Raw genomic sequence first — 17,468 nt, 5'->3', positions numbered from 1 at the left:
CGACCTGCTCCGCTTCAAGTTATTATTCAGTTCCACAATTTTTTTTCACTTTGCATGCTCCTGAGCCTGAAAGATAAGTTAAACCGTTTGCTGCTGACATGCGTGTTAGTGCTGACGGCTGTGCTGATCTGCCCGCAGACCCAGGCCGCAGAAGTGGAAATCACCTCGGCACGGATAGAAACCTCAGACGAAGGTTATAAACTGTCCGCCAGTTTTGCATTTGAACTCAGCCATGGGCTGGTCGATGCGATTTCCAAGGAAATTCCTATCTCATTCACCACCGAGGTGGAACTGACCCGGCCACGCTGGTATTGGTTCGATGAAAAAACCATACGCGCAGTGCAAACCGTGCGTATAGGCTATAACCCCTGGACCCGGCAATATACGGCCAGCATCAACAATGGCCTGCAGCAAAGCTTTCCAACGCTGGAAGAAGCGATGGCGCTGGTGCTGCGACCACGGCGCTGGGTGGTGGCGGACAAGGGCACACTGACCAATGGTGCGGTCTATAACGTGGCAGTCAAACTGAAACTCGATCTCAGTTATCTGCCTAAAACTTTCCTGATTACCTCAATTAATAACAGCGACTGGCGCTTCTCCTCGGATTGGAAACGCTTTACGTTCAAGGCTGAAGACAAGTGACAAGATTTTTGCGGTATGCCTTAATCATAGGCGGGGCTCTGATGAGTATCCTGCTGTTTTTACTGACCACCGCATCGGAAAATTCCGCGCGCTTTGAACAGTATTATGGCTGGTTACTGGCATCGAATGCGGTCGTCGCCCTGGCGCTGCTGGCTTTGATTGTCGCCTTGTTGTGGCGTTTATTCAGCCGCTTCCGCAGCCGTGAATTCGGCTCACGCCTGATGACCAGACTGGTGTTACTGTTTGCACTGGTCGGTATTTTGCCAGGCTCGGTGATTTACATGGTATCGGTCACCTTTGTGTCGCGCTCGATTGAATCCTGGTTCGACGTCAAAGTCGAATCTGCACTCGATTCAGGAAAAAATCTGGGTCTGAGCGCGATGGATTTCCTGCTGGCGGATCTGCAATCCAAAGCACGCGACATGGCCAGCGAATTATCCACACCTTCCGAAACACCCCTCAGTATCCATCTGTCACGCCTGCGTGAACGGGCGCAGGTACAGGAAGTCACCATCGTCAACAGCCGTGGCCGCGTAGTGACCAGTGCGACCCAGAATGTCGCCAGTCTGGTGCCGGAATTACCGACCGCAGACATGATACGGCAAGCAAGAAACAGCCGTATGTATGCGGCGATAGACGAAAAAATTCTGACGACAGAAAGCAGCGATAACAACGAAACCAATGGTGCGAAACGGCCCATCCTGGCGCAGGAACCGGCTAAGACCTTGCGTACCCGGGTCGTGATCCAGCTGCAGAACAGTGACATGGCCTTGTCCATGAACCGCGATACTTACTTCCTGCAACTGATACAAGCAGTGCCTGAAAATATAGCGCGCCATGCTGAAGCGTTGCGCAATGCGACCAGTGAATATCAGGTGCGTTCATTAGGCCGCAACAGTCTGAAGACCATGTATATTTTCACGCTGACCTTGACGCTGCTGCTGGCGATTTTTGCAGCGATCACCAGTGCCTTCCTGATTTCCGGTGAATTGGCGCGCCCTTTGCTGTTACTGGCGGAAGGTACGAAAGCAGTCACCGAAGGGAATTTCTCACCGCGTCCTATCGTCGCCAGTTCCGATGAATTGGGCAGCCTGACTCAGTCATTTAACACCATGACGCGCCAGTTATTTGACGCCAGATCCGCAGTGGAAAAAAACCGTGCTGAACTGGAAAACGCGAAAGCTTATCTGGAATCCGTACTCGCCAATATGTCGGCGGGTGTGATGGTGCTCGATCAGTCCGGCAAGCTGGTGACTTGTAATGAATCGGTAGAGCGCATCTTGCAGCGTCCGCTGGAAAGCGAAATCGGCAAGCCATTCGCCGACATCCTCGGCATGCAGGCGTTTGCCGATGCCATCGATAAGGCATTCTCGGAACAACATGCACAAACTGCAGCCGGTGGCGATCAGCAGGAACAGCACTGGCAACAGCAGATAGAAGTGCCGCGTCCGGATGCAGACCCTGAGCAAGAGTCCGCTGCCGACGCCATGCCTGATCAGCAAAAACAAAGTATTACCTTGCTGGCGCGTGGTTCGCATTTGCCGGTTGGTGCAGGTGAAGGCTATGTCATCGTGTTCGATGACATCAGCAATATTATTTCTGCCCAGCGCTCTATCGCCTGGGGTGAAGTGGCGCGCCGTTTAGCGCATGAGATCAAAAATCCGCTGACACCTATCCAGTTATCGGCTGAGCGTTTGCAAATGAAATTGCAGGATAAACTGAGCGAAGCCGACGCCGCAATACTCAATAAAAGCACCACGACCATCGTCAATCAGGTCAGTTCCATGAAGCGTATGGTCGATGATTTCCGGGACTACGCCAGAACACCGCCAGCAGTTCTGGCACAGCTGGATCTGGGAAATCTGATCGATGAAGTCGTCCACCTGTATCTGGCTGGCGATGGACGCGATATCATCCGTCTGCAACTCGCACCTGAACTGCCTAAGATCATGGGCGATGCGACTCAGCTACGTCAGGTGATACATAATCTGCTGCAGAACGCGCAGGATGCCGTGACGGATCAGCCTGATCCCGGTTATCCACCTCGCATCGATGTGATTACGGAACTGGTGCGTTATGCAGGCAAAGGGAATGATATGCAGTCCGCCGTCAAGCTCTCTATCATCGATAATGGGCCAGGATTTTCCAGCAAAATCCTGGCACGTGCGTTTGAACCTTATGCCACTTCTAAACCACGCGGCACCGGTTTAGGGCTGCCTATGGTGAAAAAAATTATCGATGAACATGGCGGCCGCATAGATATTCAAAATCGCAGTGATACAAACGGTGCAAAAGTTGCGATTTTGCTGTTAAAGTTAGCACCGGATACAAATGCAGTATAAAAAAGCGTGCAGGTCTTCACCTGACATTTCCAACAGAGAAATGCAGGTATAAAAATCAAAAACCACAGGGGCAGTAATAGGGTAAATTTATGGCAAATATTCTGGTCGTAGATGATGAAATGGGAATCCGTGAATTACTCTCGGAGATACTTGGAGATGAAGGACATGTGGTGCAACTCGCGGAAAATGCGCAGCAAGCGCGCGCCGCACGACAAGAAGCAAAACCGGATTTAGTCCTGCTGGATATCTGGATGCCGGATACCGACGGTGTGACCTTGCTCAAGGAATGGCAGCGTGACGGTTTGCTCAATATGCCGGTCATCATGATGTCTGGCCATGCCACCATCGATACCGCGGTTGAAGCGACACGCATCGGTGCATTGAATTTCCTGGAAAAGCCTATCGCTTTGCAGAAATTACTCAAAGCGGTGCAACAAGGCTTGACCCGGACGCCGGAACCGGTGCGACCCGCTGCACCGGCCATGCGCGTAATGAATACAGAGCCAGTCAGTACAACGACAAACAGCTTCGAAAACCGCAGCTTCAACGCGGCTACAGCAGCACCGGCGGCACCGGTGAATCAGTTCGCCAGCCTGTCTTTCGATTTGCCTTTACGTGAAGCGCGTGATGCATTTGAACGTATTTATTTCGAATATCATCTGCATCGCGAAAGCGGCAGCATGACCCGGGTGGCCGAAAAAACCGGACTGGAACGTACCCATCTGTATCGCAAACTCAAACAATTAGGTGTGGAGTCCGTCAAGTTCGCCAAACGCGGCGAATAATATGCCGCCTGCTTTAGCGCTGACGCTGGTTGCCGGTGGCAGCTATGCTCAGCGTGAACAGGCAATAGCAAAACTCTGTGAGGCTGACCCAGCATCTGCATCAGCCTCACCATCAGCCTGCATCGCCGTAGTACTCGAAGGCTTGCCTGCAGGTGACTTGTTGTTGCAGAGTTCCAGTCGCTTGCTGGTACACAGAATTGCACCCGGCTGTTTTTGCTGTATCGGCAATCTGACCATGAAAGTCACGCTGAACCGCTTGCTGCGGCAGCCACTCACCCACCTCTATCTGGCGGTCGCCAGCAGCGCACATCTGGACAACATACAACTGACGCTGGCACAGCCACCGTATGACAACTGGTTTGCGCCCGCCAGCCTGCTCAGGCTGGATGTTTAACTTTGCCTGCCTAAGAGAAATTGTTGCACATTGTTGCTAACACCCTGTGAAAACTGGCGAAGAGCAGGAATTGTTTATACACTGCAATTGCAGAGTCAACACTCCGCGCCACAGTCTGTCCTTATCGCTTGAAAATCGCCGTAATCAGCACCATGTCCGGTTAACCAAGAGAAATAATCTCTACAGCCAGAAAGGATGCCAATAATGAATCTCATTTATAACAGCGACAACTTCAGTGTCGTCGAATACGGCGCCGATGCAGATCATGAAGCACTACGCTTTGGCGGCTTTGAAATTACAGATAAAACCGTAAAACGTGAATGGTTTATCGGCGGCCCATCGGCACTGAACTTCCGCAATGATGTGACCGAACTGATCGCAGGTGAACCCAGCATGGAAGAGGTGGATGACTTCCTCGGTCAATACCACGGCCTGGTCACACAAAACGTCTATCTGCACTGATACTCCCACCGCTATAGCCAGCATCATGCTGGCTATATGCTTAGATTCCAGCAAACTGCTATCGTGTTTCTCTTCGCTGTTGTAGAGACAAACGCTCAATGTGACTGCCAGGCCTTGTTTCGCACTGTGTCTGTCACTTTGTCATACGCTACAACCTGAGCGCCTTACCACAGCCGGATGGAGTAACCCTGATGCGCAGTGCCCCCGATTATCTGCAAGCCTTGCAAAGACTGACTCCGGCTGATAAAGCCGTGCTGATTACCATCACTGGTGCCAAGGGTTCTACCCCGCGCATTAGCGGTACCCGCATGCTCGTCACGGCAGCGGCGCAGTTCGACACCATAGGCGGCGGTCATCTGGAATGGAAAGCTATCGCCACTGCCCGGCTATGGCTGGCCGAGGCTGGCGCACCGGGGCCGGCCCGTGAATTACATCTGGCACTGGGACCCAGCCTGGGCCAGTGTTGCGGCGGCGCGCTGAGCCTGAAACTGGAAAGAACTGATGGCTGGAACAGCACCGAGTGGCAGCAACAGACAGCCAGCATGCAGCGCGAACGTGCCAATTTACCGCAGTTATATCTGTTCGGTGCCGGCCATGTTGGTCAGGCGCTGGTCAATATCCTGCAAGCCACGCCCTGCCAGATTACCTGGGTCGATGAACGCGATCATTTATTCCCGGCTGACCTGCCACCGCAGGTAATAAGCGAAGCGACTGACACACCGGAAGCGCTGATTGCAGCGGCTCCGCCAGGTGCCAGCTTTCTGGTCATGACTCACCATCATGGACTGGATTTGCTGCTGACAGAGCACATCTTAAAACGTAGCGATGCAGGCTGGTTCGGCCTGATCGGTTCGCAAACTAAACGTGCGCGTTTCGAACACCGTTTAATCGAACGCGGCATCGCAAAGCAAGATTTAACACGCATGGTTTGCCCTATTGGACTGCCCGGTATCAAAGGCAAAGAGCCAGGCGTGATTGCTGTGGCTGTTGCTGCACAGTTATTGCAAGTCTGGGCCGCGCGCCCTACACTCTCGCCCTTCACCCCTCAGCTGATTCAGGACGCACGATGAGTACAGAACTCCACCAATTTATCCGTGGCTTGCCCAAAGCCGAACTGCACTTACACATAGAAGGCTCACTGGAGCCGGAAATGATGTTTGCACTGGCCCAGAAAAATGGCGTCAAACTACCCTATGCCTCGGTCGCCGAAGTGCGCGCCGCTTATCAGTTCAGCGATCTGCAATCCTTTCTCGACCTGTATTATGCGGGGGCTGCAGTACTGCAGACGGAGCAGGATTTTTATGATCTGACCGCGGCCTATATCCAGCGCGCTTTGGCTGACAATGTACGCCATGTCGAATTGTTTTTCGATCCGCAAACCCATACTGCACGCGGCATCGCGATCGAGACAGTGTTTGCAGGCATCGCCTCAGCCTTACGCGATGCTAAGGCACAGCATGGTTTTTCCGGCAGCATGATACTGTGCTTCCTGCGCCATCTGAGTGAAGAAGATGCCATGTCCACGCTGGAATCTGCACTGCCGCTGCGTGACGCGTATGCCGATGTCTGGATAGGGGTGGGACTGGATTCATCGGAAGTGGGTAATCCACCCGAAAAATTTGCCCATGTGTTCACGATCGCTCAAGCCATGGGCTTGCACGTGGTCGCGCATGCCGGGGAAGAAGGCCCGCCCGCCTACATCCACGGCGCTTTGGATGTGCTGCAGGTAGAACGTATCGATCACGGTGTACGCGCAGAAGAAGATCCGGCCCTGATGCAGCAACTGGCAGCCAGCCGCATGCCGCTGACGGTTTGCCCTTTATCGAATCTGAAGCTGTGCGTGGTCAGGGATTTGCGCGACCACAATCTGGCCCGTATGCTGCGCGCCGGCTTATGTGTGACCATCAATTCCGATGATCCGTCTTACTTTGGTGGCTATATGAATGATAATTTCATCGCCACTGCAGATGCGCTGGATCTGAGCCGCGCTGAGCTGCTACAGATCGCACGCAATGGCTTTGAAGCGGCTTTCGTGAGCGAACAACAGAAGCAAAGCTGGTATGCAGAACTCGATGCCTATCAAGCAGCACAGGCCAGCATTTAAGCAGGCATAGCACGACAACAGGCAACACAACAGGCAGCCAGCACAGACGCTGGCGCCTGAATTGACTGATACAGCGTAATACAGCCTAACAAAAGGCGCAGGATAGTCCCCAAGCCCGCTCATGCTTGGTAGAATGCGGCGTTCCGCGGGCATCTATGCTTCGCGGCTGCTGCAGACTACCGGGAAAATCACTATGCACATCGCTCCATTTGGCAACTTCATCAAAGACGAAGAAAATGACTGGCTGATCAGTCCGCCGCTGGCTCTGCCACTGTTTGATCAGGTCGATTGCGAATTCCTGCTGGAGGGCTATGAGACTGACCCTCAACAGGCTGAGTTTGTGAGTGCCATCCAGAATTTCCTGAGCCTGGATCAGTCCGCGCTCAAGGCCGCACAGGATGCGATTTTCCATTACTACCTCGATTGCTCACGACTGGCTAAAGCAGATGGTCTGGACTGCGTAGAGATCGCAGCCCCGCAAGACGTATGGCAGCACATCCAGCCTGGCTGGGAAGCGCTGGTATGCCGCCGCCAGACTGGTGATCAGGCGGTATATGTGCTGTTTGAATGTGACTGCGACTGGAATGAAGAAGAAGGCTTGCAACTGGTCTTCAAAAATGGCCTGCAGATCAGCAAGGTCGGCCCCTTCGATGACTTCCTGAGTTATGCCGATGTATATGGCTTGCCAGAGCTGGATAAGGTGTTGTACCAAAGCCGGGGCTGATCTAGGGCCTGCCGGTTTTCTTTTTTGGCGCAGTCTTGTTTTCCTGCTGTTCGCGCAGTTGCGCCAGTGTCGTCCATAGTTGCTCTATACGTTCAGGATGGGTGTGATAGACCTCCTTATTCACTAACAGAAAATACGGTTTTTCTATCAGTGGAATCGGCAGACGTTCTATCTTGCCCGCATAAGGCGGGGCGCTCAAAAGACGGTCGCCTTCTTCGGCAAATACCGCAGCCAGTTGCGCACGTCCCGCCAGCAGCTTACGCATAACCACATCTACCGAGCCCGGTGTTTCATCGGTCGCGACGCCCAGATTGCCAAGATCCCTGACCACCGAATAACCTATCTGCGCCACCACAGGCCCGTTCAGATTGAAGAAATGCTTGCCATCCCAATCCACATCGGCACCGCGCAAACGATATAAGGCATAAGTACCGTAACGCAGACGACGATTGACATCGGGTTTTCCCTGTGGCGTGCCGGGATAATACGCATAGGCAGCACGCTCTTCACTGTAACTGCCGTCGACCGCACCTGCGCGCAGACCCATGCTGACATCGCGCAGGCAACGCTTCCAAGGTAAAGGGTCAAGTTGTATGCGCAGATTCAGTTTCTCCTGCGCGACCCCAAGCATTTGGTTCAACACACCTCTGCCGTTATGGGTGAGCCAAAGTTGGGTGATCGCGGAGTCGTAGCAAAAAGTCAGGCGCAATGGTTCAGCGGCCAATGCCGTCTGAGACTGCAGCAACACGCCACTGCATAGCAACTGACATCCTTTACGCAGCAGACGCCGGGAATAAGGATGAGTCAGTATCTTAGCCATACCAAAATTGACAGACGGGAAGGGCTTCATGCTGGCTGCGCAGGGTAATCAGTTGGATTTTTCCATCACTGTATCATATGGTCTGAGCACCAAGGACAACAAAAAGGCCGGGAACTATCCCGGCCTTTTCCATCATTCTGAATTGTAGGCAGTTGCATAACGCAAGGCTGCCTGTCGCGATCAGAACTTGTGACGGATACCTGCTGCCACGCTGTTCGCACGATCCGCCGTACTCAGCTTATCGCTCATCACCAATGCATAGACATCAGTACGTTTGGACAGATTGTAGTCATAGCCAGCGCTGAAGGTATCGCGTTTGAGTTCAGCGCCAACCAGATCGCCACTGCGCTTGGTGCTGGCAAAACTGGCCAGGATGTCGCCGCCGCCAGCCGGGATTTTTGCGCCCAGCGTATAGGTTTTGTCATCCATAGATTTCGCTACAGCCGTGTCGTTTTTATTTTTGGAATAGGTTGCATACAGCTTAGCGACTGTCAGGTCATAGCTGGCACCAACAAAGAAACTTTTCTGATTATTGATTGCCGCAAAATTCACTGGTGCAGCAGTCGCATCGACGATAGCGCCCGGTGTAGGATTGCCGACCTGTACCTGGTGGTAGTAGGTACTCAGGGCCAGCGGACCGCTGAAATACATCGCATTGAAACCCAGATTTTTGCTACCGGTATCACCGGCTTTTTCACCGAACTGGTAATGGAAGTTCGCGCTCAGACCATTGATGTTAGGCGTCGAGTAAATGATTTCATTACTCCAGCCAGAATCACCAGCAGCGCTGTTCGCCCAGCTACGTTTGCCGAAATCACCGCTAGGAACCCAGGTATGCAGTACCAGTGGCGAGAAGCTGAAAGAGTCGCCGAAAGGATTGAAAATCACAGTAGGCAGGAAGTTAGGTGCCAGATCACGACCGATAGAAACGCGGCCAAAAGAACCGGACAAAGCCACATTCGCATCACGCGAAAACATAGTGTCGCCAAAGAAGCGGCCAGATGCGCCGGTATCGGCTTGCAAGAAGCTGGTCAGCGCGAATTCTGCCTTGAGGCCACCACCCAGATCTTCCACGCCTTTGAAACCCAGCCAGGAGGTAGTCATACCACCGCTGTTGACCGAGCTGCGCGCACCGTTATCGCCACTGAATTTGACCGAGCCGGCATACACATCGACCAGACCTTGTACTGTCACATTGGATTGGGCCATTGCGCTGCCAGCCAGCAGGCAGGAGCCGATTGCCAACACCAGAGATTTTTTTGAAAATTGCATAGGTTTTCCTTTAAAGAGTGAAAACAGAAGTTAAAAATAGGACTTACGCAAAATTGTCCCAACAAGGCAAAAACCCATTTGGTGCTTTAGGAAACATCGCTGGTAAGCGATGTCCGTTACGCCAGCAGGCAACATGTTGCCTGAAACCCTGGCTACACCATGGCGACGCAGGCAGTACGCACAGTACGACAAGGAGCCATAACGCAGCTGGGGCGGTTTTGCGTAAGTCCTAAAAAATTCTGTGCAGCCCGGCTCCGGTATCAGACCGGACTCAGTCTGCCGGTATCAGGTCAGCCAGCCGGAAAGCGGCGATCCTGGCGATCTGCTCTATACATTCCTGCATTTCCTGGTCCCGTGACGCCTGTATGCGCTGCGAAAAATGCCGGATGATACTTTGTCTGTCATGCCCGCGTACAGCGATAATGAAAGGAAAACCGAACTTTTTGTTGTAATCGGCATTCAGTTGCTGCAATTGCGCGAATTCTTCCGGACTACACTGATTCAAGCCGGCACCACTTTGTTCCCGCGTGGACTCGGCGGTCAGCTCGCCACGAATGGCAGCTTTGCCAGCCAGTTCAGGATGGGCCTGTATCAGGGTCAGACGCGCGGTTTCGCTGGCAGCGCGGACTGCAGCCGCCATCGCGGCATGCAAATCCTTCACGCTGGCGTATGGACGTTGTGGCAGTACCGCTTCCGCGACCCAGGGTGAATGTTCAAAAATGCCGCCCAGAATGTGCACAAATTCTGCCGGTTCAGCTTGATTCAGCGCTTGCAGGCGTATGGTTTGAGCTTGATTCATGCTTGATTACCCTTGTCAGACGAATACGGATGCTGCTGCATCCAGTGTTGCGCGATATCGATACGGCGGCAAATCCAGACTTGCTCATGCGCCTGCACATAATCGAGGAAGCGTTGTAAGGCACGGAAACGTCCGGGTCTGCCTAACAAACGGCAATGCATACCGACAGACAGCATTTTGGGCGCATTGTCACCCGCCGGATCGCCCTCTGCGTACAAGACATCAAAGCTGTCTTTCAGATACTGGAAAAAATGATCTCCGGTATTGAAGCCCTGCGGCGTGGCAAAGCGCATATCATTGCTGTCCAGCGTGTAAGGCACCACCAGATGCGGTTTGCGCTCGCCCTGACTGGTTTCAACTTCGGTCCAGAATGGCAAATCATCGCCGTAATAATCGGCATCGTAAGCAAAACCGCCATGCTCCACCACCAGCCTGCGGGTATTCGGCGAATCACGTCCGGTGTACCAGCCCAGCGGCGCCTGACCGGTCAGCTCACGCAGTATCTGCACCGCTTGCTGCATATGGGCGCGCTCGGTGGCTACATCCATGTGCTGATAATGTATCCAGCGCAAACCATGGCAGGCAATTTCATGGCCAAGTTCAGCAAACGCCTGGGTCAGTTCAGGATGGCGCTGCAAGGCCATCGCGACGCCAAACACGGTCAGCGGCAACTGACGCTTTTCAAATTCACGCAAAATACGCCAGACCCCGGCGCGTGAGCCATATTCATAAATCGATTCCATCGACATATGACGGGCTTCATACGCAGCAGCACCAACGATTTCCGATAAAAACTGCTCTGAAGCGGCATCACCATGCAGCACACAGTTTTCACCGCCCTCTTCATAATTCAAAACAAACTGAACGGCGATTCTGGCCTGTCCCGGCCAGTTAGCATGCGGGACATCGCGGCCATAACCGATCAGATCACGTGGGTAAGTGACGGTAGTATTCATTTCTGGATTTTCCGGGGTTTCAGTGCGGCTTTCAGATCAAAACCCTTGCCAGCGTTTTTCGGGGTACGACATGCGCATTGATGCAAATGTTGTGCCATTTCTGACAGGGCAGTTTTTTTATCTTTTTTCTCCAGTGCTTCCACCACCCGCAAATGCTCGTCGAAAGAGCAGGGACGGGTAGCCGGCACTTCCTGACTGGAAATCAGCAAGGTCGTACGTGAGACCAGGCGGCGCAGCATATCGACCAGCAAATCATTGCCTGACAGGCGCGCCAGCTCGATATGAAAGTCGGCCGATAAGTGTATCCAGAGCGGACGATCACCCTGCTCATAGGCCAGGCGCTCGCGCTCCACCATCTGACGCAATTGCCGGATGTCCTCAGTCGACGCTTGCTGCAAGGCTTTTTCCAGCGCCAGCTGCTCCAGCGACTGACGCAACTCAAACATATCCTGCGCCTCTTTTTCATCCGGACTCGCAATAAATGCACCACGATTGGGCTCCAGATCGACCAGTCCATCATGCGCAAGCTGGCCCAGCACCTTGCGCACGCCATGTCTGGCCATGTCATAAATCTGGCTCAGAGATTGCTCCGTGAGCTTAGTACGTGCAGGCAGGCGATGATCCATGATGGCGTCATAGATATCACGATACATGCGTTGCTCTTTGTCGTTGCCGCTTTCGGTGACGACGCTGAGTCTGGAGATAGTTTTAGTAGCAGACATAATTTTCAACATCAGAATTTGCGCTTATTTAATCACGATTGTCGACAATTTTTACATACACAGACCGGATAAATTTTAAATTCTGTGGCAAATGCGCGCCAAACCGCTGTATTTAAGGGTTTTGTTTGACATGCCTAAATTCAAAAGTTTAAGATTGTCGACAATTTTTCCAAGTTTGCCCAGTCTGCTACAGCATCACCGTTAAGCACAGTGGCAAGCTGGTGACTCACCACATTTCAGGAAGGAAGCATATGGGATCACACACCGGACGGCTGACCACGCATGTGCTCGATACCGCCCATGGCAAGCCGGGACGCGGCATCAGCGTGCACTTATACCGTCCTCATGCGCATGGCAGGACGCTGATCTGCAGCCGCCTCACCAATGCCGACGGACGTTGCGACCAGCCGCTGCTGGAAGCGGACACGATGGAAAGCGGCACCTATGAGCTGGACTTTGATATCGGCACTTATTTCGCCGCGCTGGGCACGGACTTGCCGGAACCGGCTTTTCTGAACATCGTCACGCTGCGCTTTGCGATTGCCGACGCTAACGCGCATTACCACGTGCCTCTGGTCTGCACACCCTGGTCTTACTCGACCTACCGCGGCAGCTGAGCCCTCAGGCTGCCCGCCCCGACCCTTAAGGACGTTTCATGGAAGCATATTTGTTAGATTGGGCCAATCTCTTGCTGCGCTGGCTGCATGTCATCGTAGCCATTGCGTGGATAGGCTCTTCGTTTTATTTTGTGTGGCTGGATAATCATCTGACCGCACCACTCGATCCGCAGCTGAAAGATAAAGGCGTAGGCGGTGAATTGTGGGCCGTGCATGGCGGTGGTTTTTATAATCCGCAAAAATATCTGGGCGCGCCACCGCGTCTGCCGGAGCAGCTGCACTGGTTTTACTGGGAATCTTACAGCACCTGGTTATCCGGTTTTTCGCTGTTCCTGCTGGTCTATATCTTCAATGCGCGCAGCTATCTGATCGATCCTGCGGTCGCTCAGCTGAGCCCGGCACTGGCCATCACGGCAGCCTTCGCTTTCCTGATCGTGGGCTGGCTGGTGTATGACGCGCTATGCCGTTTGCTGGCGAAAAAAGAGCAATTACTGTCGATACTGATCGTGGCCTTAGTGGTACTGGCGGCCTGGAGCGCCTGCCATCTGTTTTCGGGGCGCGCTGCATTTCTGATCGTTGGAGCCATGATGGCCAGCATCATGAGTGCCAATGTGTTTTTCTGGATTATTCCCGGCCAGCGCAAAGTGGTAGCTGCCATGCGCGCCGGTGACCCTGTCGATCCGGTACACGGACAACGTGGCAAACAGCGCAGTGTGCACAATACCTATTTCACCTTGCCAGTGTTATTCGCCATGCTGTCGAATCATTACAGCATGACTTACAGCGCTCAGCACAATTGGCTGGTACTGGTCGTCATCATGCTGGCCGGCGTACTGGTACGTCAGTATTTCATCCTGCGTCACAAAGGAAAAAATCAGCTGGCTTATCCGCTGATCGCGATCGCGCTGCTGGCAGCGATTGCAGCCTGGATAGCACCGCGTCCAGTCAGCGCACCGGCTGCGGCCACGACAGAAAATGGGGCAGCTACAGGGACAGCTCCGGTCACGCTGGCTCAGGTGCAGGGCGTGATTCAGGCGCGCTGCGTGCAATGTCATTCCAGCCAGCCGACCATGATGGATAGCCCGGCCAAAGGCTTGCTGTTGGAAACGCCGGAACAGATACAAGCCAAAGCGCAACTGATTTACCAACAGGTGGTACAACAAAAACTGATGCCACTCGGTAATCTCACCCAAATCACTGAACAAGAACGCGCGCTGATTGCCCATTGGGCAGAGCAGCGGCCTGCAACGCAACCTTAAGGAACTTCTGATGGCTATTATTACCCTGGACCCGAACGCACCGGAATTTTCCCGTCGCTATCCGAATCTGGCTGATGCGCGCCTGGGCGCACGCGCCCTGAGTTGCAGCGATGATTTTTTCGCCGAAATGGCACGCATGCTGAACCCGGAACCAGCTGTCTTCATCCCCGGCAAATACGATAGCAACGGCAAATGGATGGATGGCTGGGAATCCCGCCGCAAGCGCGTCAACGGCTATGACTGGTGTGTGGTGCGACTGGCACGTCCCGGCATACTCAAAGGCGTGGACATCGACACCAGCCACTTTACCGGCAATTATCCGCCTGCGGCTTCCCTGCAGGCTTGCCTGGTGGCCGATGGTGAGCCGGATGCCAGCACGGTGTGGCACGAGGTTTTGCCCTCGGTGAATTTACAAGGCAACAGCCACCATTATCATGCAATCGATGCGGAGCAGACTTACAGCCACATCCGCCTCAATATCTATCCGGATGGCGGCGTCGCGCGTCTGCGCGTGTATGCGCAGCCAGACAATAACTGGTCGGCGGCAGATCCAAATGCGCTGCATGATCTGATCGCGATGGAAAATGGTGGCTATGTAGTGGCCAGCAATAATCAGCATTTCGGACTCGCATCTAATTTGCTGATGCCTGGCCGTGGCGTGAATATGGGCGATGGCTGGGAAACCCGGCGCCGTCGCGAGCCTGGCAATGACTGGTGCATCATCGCACTCGCGCATCCCGGTGTGATTGAACAGATAGAGGTCGATACCTGCCATTTCAAAGGTAACTACCCGGACCGCTGCTCTATCCAGGCCGCCGCCATGCAAGGTGGTACAGAGACTTCGCTGATCACCCAGTCTATGTTCTGGCCGGAATTGCTGGCACCGCAAAAACTGCAAATGGACCATCAGCATGTCTACAGCAGTGAAGTGCAGTCACTCGGCGTGATCACCCACATACGTCTGAATATTTTCCCGGATGGCGGCGTGTCACGCTTGCGCCTGCTCGGCAAACTGGCCCAACTCAAGGCTGAATAACACCAACTGCACAGCGGGCAGCAACGTAGCAATTGCGCTGCAGCCCGCTACCAGAATGAAGCGGAGCCCGCTATGCCACAACTCATCCCCGAACCCCTGAGCCGCGCAGCCTTTGCCCCGTTTGGCGAAGTCATTATGCTGGAAGGTGCGCGCCACTATCCGATCAACCAGGGCACGACTGAACGCTATCATGCGCTCGCCTGTGCCGATACCCAGAGCGAAGGCGGACAAACCATCCTGAGCCTGTTCCGCGCTCAGCCGCGCAGCCTGCCGCTAGCCATAGAGATCATGGAACGCCATCCGCTCGGCAGTCAGGCCTTTGTGCCGCTGAGCACAGACCCTGAGCACACCTATCTGATCGTGGTTGCGCCTGCAGGAGAATTCGACCCTCAGCAAATGTGCGCCTTTATCGCACGCGGCTGGCAAGGCGTGAATTATGGCAAAGGCGTCTGGCACCACCCTTTGATCGCGCTAAACAGCGTCAGCGATTTTCTGGTGATGGACAGGATAGGTCAGGGCAGTAATTGCGATGAAATTACATTGGATGGCAGCTGGATGCTGGGATAATAGCGGGTCGCCTGCCGACCTCTATCCACCTCTGTCCACGTCTGTCCACCGCTATGCCACTGAGTTCCATAGACCGCTATCTGCATCAACCGCCGCCAGCCAATTTGCAGGGCTGGGCGCACGGCTGCCTGGAGTTTCTGTATTTCGGCATCAAAGAAGCGCGTGCCTGCCTGTTTGCCGGTCTGTTTTTCGCTTCCGTGCTACTGGTACCCAAATCAGGCTGGCTGGGGATAGCAAGATATGATTTGTTGTTCCTGATCGCCATCGCCATACAGCTGGGTATGCTGTGGAGTAAGCTGGAAACGCTGGATGAACTGAAAGCCGTCGCCTTGTTTCATGTGGCGGGATTTGCACTGGAAGTATTCAAGGTCTCAGGCAGTATTCAATCCTGGGCTTATCCGGACGCCGCCTATACAAAATTCTGGGGCGTCCCCTTGTTCAGCGGTTTCATGTATGCCAGCGTAGGCAGCTATATCATTCAGGCATGGCGCTTGTTTGATCTGCGCATACGCCACCACCCCAGCTATTGGATGGCGACACTGATCGCCCTCCTGATCTATGTGAATTTTTTCAGCCATCATTACATAGGCGATTACCGCTGGTATCTGGCAGCCTGTGCGCTGGGCTTGTATGCACGCTCTACCGTGCAATTCCGCACCTGGCACACCACCCGTAGCATGCCCCTGTTCCTGGCATTCATCCTGATCGGTTTTTTCATCTGGCTGGCAGAAAATCTGGGGACTTTTTTTGGTATTTGGCGCTATCCGAATCAGATCGGTGCATGGTCTGCCGTTCATGTCAGCAAATGGAGCTCGTGGAGCCTGCTGGTCATCATGAGTTTCACCATCATTGCCAATCTCAAGCATATCAAGCAGGACATACACATCCCGGATTAAGGCAGCAAGGATTTTCGTGCAGATAAAAAAATAGCCCGCTAGCTGCGGGCTAAAATCCAAACCTTAGGAGGTGTTGGAGGAGACAGGTGTAACTATATGGCAGTGCAGCATAGCTGTCTGCTTTATTATTCGTATACCAGCTATTCGCCATACTTATACCTGAGGTTTTCCCGCATGGGCTGCAGTGCACAAACTGGCTTGGCCACGGCGCGCGTGTAGGCGCAAACCAGAATAATGCAAGGAGGTGATTGCTCAGGCATCGCTGCTGCCTTGTGCACGCTAAGTGGGTGGCGCGAAATGAATGCGCGGGGTCTTCATGCTTGCTGTAGCTGTGCTGATTGAGCAATGGCATACATCAATCGGTACAAATCTATTCCCCACCTCTTCCCTCACATGTTGATTTCGTCATTCTGCGTATTTGCATTCACTTTAATCGGACATTTTCAAAAGGTTTATAGATTGCATACTTCCCTGATTTTCTCTCTTCTTCTCTTCTGAAAATCCCTACATTTTTCCAATCTTCATTTAAATATCTATAACTATGTTCAACTTTCGCTGGCATGACCTGCCCAGTCTTAGCTACCAGAACAATATCCAGGCTTAGCTCTACGATTTACTCACAAGTGATCACCTTAATACGCTTATTTCACTCGAATACAATATGGAAAATATCAGATACACGTGAAGGATTAATGCCATACTCAAGCCGAATATACGAAAGAAATTTTTTGCAGTTTTCCATCCTTTATTCTCTTTTAAAGCGCCAAGTGGAATAGCCAGTGAAACAGCGATAGGGATTCCAGTAAGGATAAAAAATTTTGGAAAAAACCAATACAAGATGATGAAAATATAGAGTCCACCAAATTCATCAGTAGGTTTAGAAGTAAAAAATGAGCCAATAAAGCCAAATAAAAATGAATAGGCAAGACAGGCCGCAAGCATGAGCAATAACCACGCTATTAATTTTTTAATGCTCAACATTCTTCCTTCGAAAAATAAGAACTGCATTGTCGCTGCCTTGAATCAAAAATTTGTACGCTCGCCATCATCTAAGCAGCCATGAACTATCTT

At 52.9% G+C, this 17,468-nt stretch carries 19 protein-coding genes; 13 read left to right on the top strand and 6 right to left on the bottom strand.

Going from position 1 to position 17,468, the window contains the following annotated elements:
- The first annotated feature begins 54 nt into the window (after positions 1–54).
- The 8 genes from EYB48_RS07535 (at position 55) to EYB48_RS07500 (ending at position 7,453) form a co-directional block, all read left to right on the top strand.
- Complete coding sequence (locus tag EYB48_RS07535) at positions 55–642, top strand: DUF4390 domain-containing protein (protein WP_162019710.1); 588 nt, start codon at positions 55–57, stop codon at positions 640–642.
- Positions 639–2,984: a sensor histidine kinase gene (locus EYB48_RS07530; RefSeq protein WP_162019709.1), complete on the top strand. Its 2,346-nt coding sequence runs from the start codon at positions 639–641 to the stop codon at positions 2,982–2,984. The genes EYB48_RS07535 and EYB48_RS07530 overlap by 4 nt, the downstream gene beginning before the upstream one ends.
- 89 nt (positions 2,985–3,073) lie before the next feature.
- Positions 3,074–3,769, top strand: a complete 696-nt coding sequence (locus tag EYB48_RS07525) for a response regulator (protein WP_162019707.1) — start codon at positions 3,074–3,076, stop codon at positions 3,767–3,769.
- A gap of 1 nt (position 3,770) precedes the next feature.
- The gene (locus tag EYB48_RS07520) at positions 3,771–4,163 is read left to right on the top strand and encodes a GTPase (RefSeq protein ID WP_162019706.1); all 393 of its coding nucleotides are present in this window, start codon (positions 3,771–3,773) and stop codon (positions 4,161–4,163) included.
- A 204-nt stretch (positions 4,164–4,367) separates the two neighbouring features.
- Positions 4,368–4,625 carry a BTH_I0359 family protein gene (locus EYB48_RS07515; RefSeq protein ID WP_162019704.1) on the top strand — a complete coding sequence of 86 codons (258 nt, stop codon included), beginning with the start codon at positions 4,368–4,370 and terminating at the stop codon, positions 4,623–4,625.
- A gap of 191 nt (positions 4,626–4,816) precedes the next feature.
- Positions 4,817–5,695: a xanthine dehydrogenase accessory protein XdhC gene (xdhC, locus tag EYB48_RS07510; RefSeq protein WP_162019702.1), complete on the top strand. Its 879-nt coding sequence runs from the start codon at positions 4,817–4,819 to the stop codon at positions 5,693–5,695.
- On the top strand, positions 5,692–6,729 hold the full coding sequence (locus EYB48_RS07505) for an adenosine deaminase (RefSeq protein ID WP_162019700.1): 1,038 nt from the start codon (positions 5,692–5,694) through the stop codon (positions 6,727–6,729). Before xdhC ends, EYB48_RS07505 begins: the two co-directional genes overlap by 4 nt.
- 193 nt (positions 6,730–6,922) lie before the next feature.
- Complete coding sequence (locus EYB48_RS07500; RefSeq protein WP_162019699.1) at positions 6,923–7,453, top strand: DUF6985 domain-containing protein; 531 nt, start codon at positions 6,923–6,925, stop codon at positions 7,451–7,453.
- Position 7,454: 1 nt separating this feature from the next.
- On the opposite strand, the gene EYB48_RS07495 is transcribed toward EYB48_RS07500, so the two are convergent.
- From EYB48_RS07495 to EYB48_RS07475, 5 genes are all read right to left on the bottom strand, one after another.
- A complete protein-coding gene (locus EYB48_RS07495) occupies positions 7,455–8,303 on the bottom strand; it encodes a hypothetical protein (protein WP_162019697.1) in 849 nt (282 codons plus the stop codon).
- Between the two features lie 150 nt (positions 8,304–8,453).
- Positions 8,454–9,545, bottom strand: coding sequence for a porin (locus EYB48_RS07490; protein ID WP_162019696.1), 1,092 nt, complete (start codon positions 9,543–9,545; stop codon positions 8,454–8,456).
- A 271-nt stretch (positions 9,546–9,816) separates the two neighbouring features.
- Positions 9,817–10,344: a 2-oxo-4-hydroxy-4-carboxy-5-ureidoimidazoline decarboxylase gene (gene uraD, locus EYB48_RS07485; RefSeq protein WP_162019694.1), complete on the bottom strand. Its 528-nt coding sequence runs from the start codon at positions 10,342–10,344 to the stop codon at positions 9,817–9,819.
- On the bottom strand, positions 10,341–11,300 hold the full coding sequence (puuE, locus tag EYB48_RS07480) for an allantoinase PuuE (protein ID WP_162019693.1): 960 nt from the start codon (positions 11,298–11,300) through the stop codon (positions 10,341–10,343). Before puuE ends, uraD begins: the two co-directional genes overlap by 4 nt.
- Positions 11,297–12,022 carry a GntR family transcriptional regulator gene (locus EYB48_RS07475; RefSeq protein ID WP_162019692.1) on the bottom strand — a complete coding sequence of 242 codons (726 nt, stop codon included), beginning with the start codon at positions 12,020–12,022 and terminating at the stop codon, positions 11,297–11,299. The genes puuE and EYB48_RS07475 overlap by 4 nt, the downstream gene beginning before the upstream one ends.
- Positions 12,023–12,273: 251 nt before the next feature.
- Between EYB48_RS07475 and uraH the strand changes: the two genes are divergently transcribed.
- From uraH to EYB48_RS07450, 5 genes are all read left to right on the top strand, one after another.
- Positions 12,274–12,639: a hydroxyisourate hydrolase gene (uraH, locus tag EYB48_RS07470; RefSeq protein WP_162019690.1), complete on the top strand. Its 366-nt coding sequence runs from the start codon at positions 12,274–12,276 to the stop codon at positions 12,637–12,639.
- A gap of 38 nt (positions 12,640–12,677) precedes the next feature.
- Positions 12,678–13,898 carry a urate hydroxylase PuuD gene (locus EYB48_RS07465; protein WP_162019688.1) on the top strand — a complete coding sequence of 407 codons (1,221 nt, stop codon included), beginning with the start codon at positions 12,678–12,680 and terminating at the stop codon, positions 13,896–13,898.
- Between the two features lie 10 nt (positions 13,899–13,908).
- Positions 13,909–14,934, top strand: a complete 1,026-nt coding sequence (alc, locus tag EYB48_RS07460; RefSeq protein WP_162019686.1) for an allantoicase — start codon at positions 13,909–13,911, stop codon at positions 14,932–14,934.
- Positions 14,935–15,006: 72 nt separating this feature from the next.
- Entirely contained in the window at positions 15,007–15,501 is a 495-nt protein-coding gene (locus EYB48_RS07455) for an ureidoglycolate lyase (protein ID WP_162019685.1), read from the top strand.
- Positions 15,502–15,554: 53 nt separating this feature from the next.
- Positions 15,555–16,397 (top strand): DUF817 domain-containing protein, encoded by an 843-nt coding sequence (locus tag EYB48_RS07450; RefSeq protein WP_162019683.1) that lies wholly within the window; start codon positions 15,555–15,557, stop codon positions 16,395–16,397.
- A 627-nt stretch (positions 16,398–17,024) separates the two neighbouring features.
- On the opposite strand, the gene EYB48_RS07445 is transcribed toward EYB48_RS07450, so the two are convergent.
- Positions 17,025–17,405, bottom strand: coding sequence for a hypothetical protein (locus EYB48_RS07445; protein ID WP_162019682.1), 381 nt, complete (start codon positions 17,403–17,405; stop codon positions 17,025–17,027).
- Positions 17,406–17,468 lie beyond the last annotated feature (63 nt).

The sequence above is a fragment of the Cognatundibacterium crateris genome (assembly GCF_010078235.1).
GTDB classification, from domain to species: domain Bacteria; phylum Pseudomonadota; class Gammaproteobacteria; order Burkholderiales; family Burkholderiaceae_D; genus Undibacterium; species Undibacterium crateris.
Note: the sequence above shows the minus strand (reverse complement) of the source record. Positions and strands in the feature narration are given on the sequence as shown.

What these genes read in the sequence shown, in the direction of transcription:
- EYB48_RS07535 (WP_162019710.1), top strand. Translation starts at nt 55, where the DNA reads ATGCTCCTGAGCCTGAAAGATAAGTTAAACCGTTTGCTGCTGACATGC.
- EYB48_RS07525 (WP_162019707.1), top strand. Translation starts at nt 3,074, where the DNA reads ATGGCAAATATTCTGGTCGTAGATGATGAAATGGGAATCCGTGAATTA.
- EYB48_RS07520 (WP_162019706.1), top strand. Translation starts at nt 3,771, where the DNA reads ATGCCGCCTGCTTTAGCGCTGACGCTGGTTGCCGGTGGCAGCTATGCT.
- EYB48_RS07515 (WP_162019704.1), top strand. Translation starts at nt 4,368, where the DNA reads ATGAATCTCATTTATAACAGCGACAACTTCAGTGTCGTCGAATACGGC.
- xdhC (WP_162019702.1), top strand. Translation starts at nt 4,817, where the DNA reads ATGCGCAGTGCCCCCGATTATCTGCAAGCCTTGCAAAGACTGACTCCG.
- EYB48_RS07505 (WP_162019700.1), top strand. Translation starts at nt 5,692, where the DNA reads ATGAGTACAGAACTCCACCAATTTATCCGTGGCTTGCCCAAAGCCGAA.
- EYB48_RS07500 (WP_162019699.1), top strand. Translation starts at nt 6,923, where the DNA reads ATGCACATCGCTCCATTTGGCAACTTCATCAAAGACGAAGAAAATGAC.
- EYB48_RS07495 (WP_162019697.1), bottom strand. Translation starts at nt 8,303, where the DNA reads ATGAAGCCCTTCCCGTCTGTCAATTTTGGTATGGCTAAGATACTGACT.
- EYB48_RS07490 (WP_162019696.1), bottom strand. Translation starts at nt 9,545, where the DNA reads ATGCAATTTTCAAAAAAATCTCTGGTGTTGGCAATCGGCTCCTGCCTG.
- uraD (WP_162019694.1), bottom strand. Translation starts at nt 10,344, where the DNA reads ATGAATCAAGCTCAAACCATACGCCTGCAAGCGCTGAATCAAGCTGAA.
- puuE (WP_162019693.1), bottom strand. Translation starts at nt 11,300, where the DNA reads ATGAATACTACCGTCACTTACCCACGTGATCTGATCGGTTATGGCCGC.
- EYB48_RS07475 (WP_162019692.1), bottom strand. Translation starts at nt 12,022, where the DNA reads ATGTCTGCTACTAAAACTATCTCCAGACTCAGCGTCGTCACCGAAAGC.
- uraH (WP_162019690.1), top strand. Translation starts at nt 12,274, where the DNA reads ATGGGATCACACACCGGACGGCTGACCACGCATGTGCTCGATACCGCC.
- EYB48_RS07465 (WP_162019688.1), top strand. Translation starts at nt 12,678, where the DNA reads ATGGAAGCATATTTGTTAGATTGGGCCAATCTCTTGCTGCGCTGGCTG.
- alc (WP_162019686.1), top strand. Translation starts at nt 13,909, where the DNA reads ATGGCTATTATTACCCTGGACCCGAACGCACCGGAATTTTCCCGTCGC.
- EYB48_RS07455 (WP_162019685.1), top strand. Translation starts at nt 15,007, where the DNA reads ATGCCACAACTCATCCCCGAACCCCTGAGCCGCGCAGCCTTTGCCCCG.
- EYB48_RS07450 (WP_162019683.1), top strand. Translation starts at nt 15,555, where the DNA reads ATGCCACTGAGTTCCATAGACCGCTATCTGCATCAACCGCCGCCAGCC.
- EYB48_RS07445 (WP_162019682.1), bottom strand. Translation starts at nt 17,405, where the DNA reads ATGCAGTTCTTATTTTTCGAAGGAAGAATGTTGAGCATTAAAAAATTA.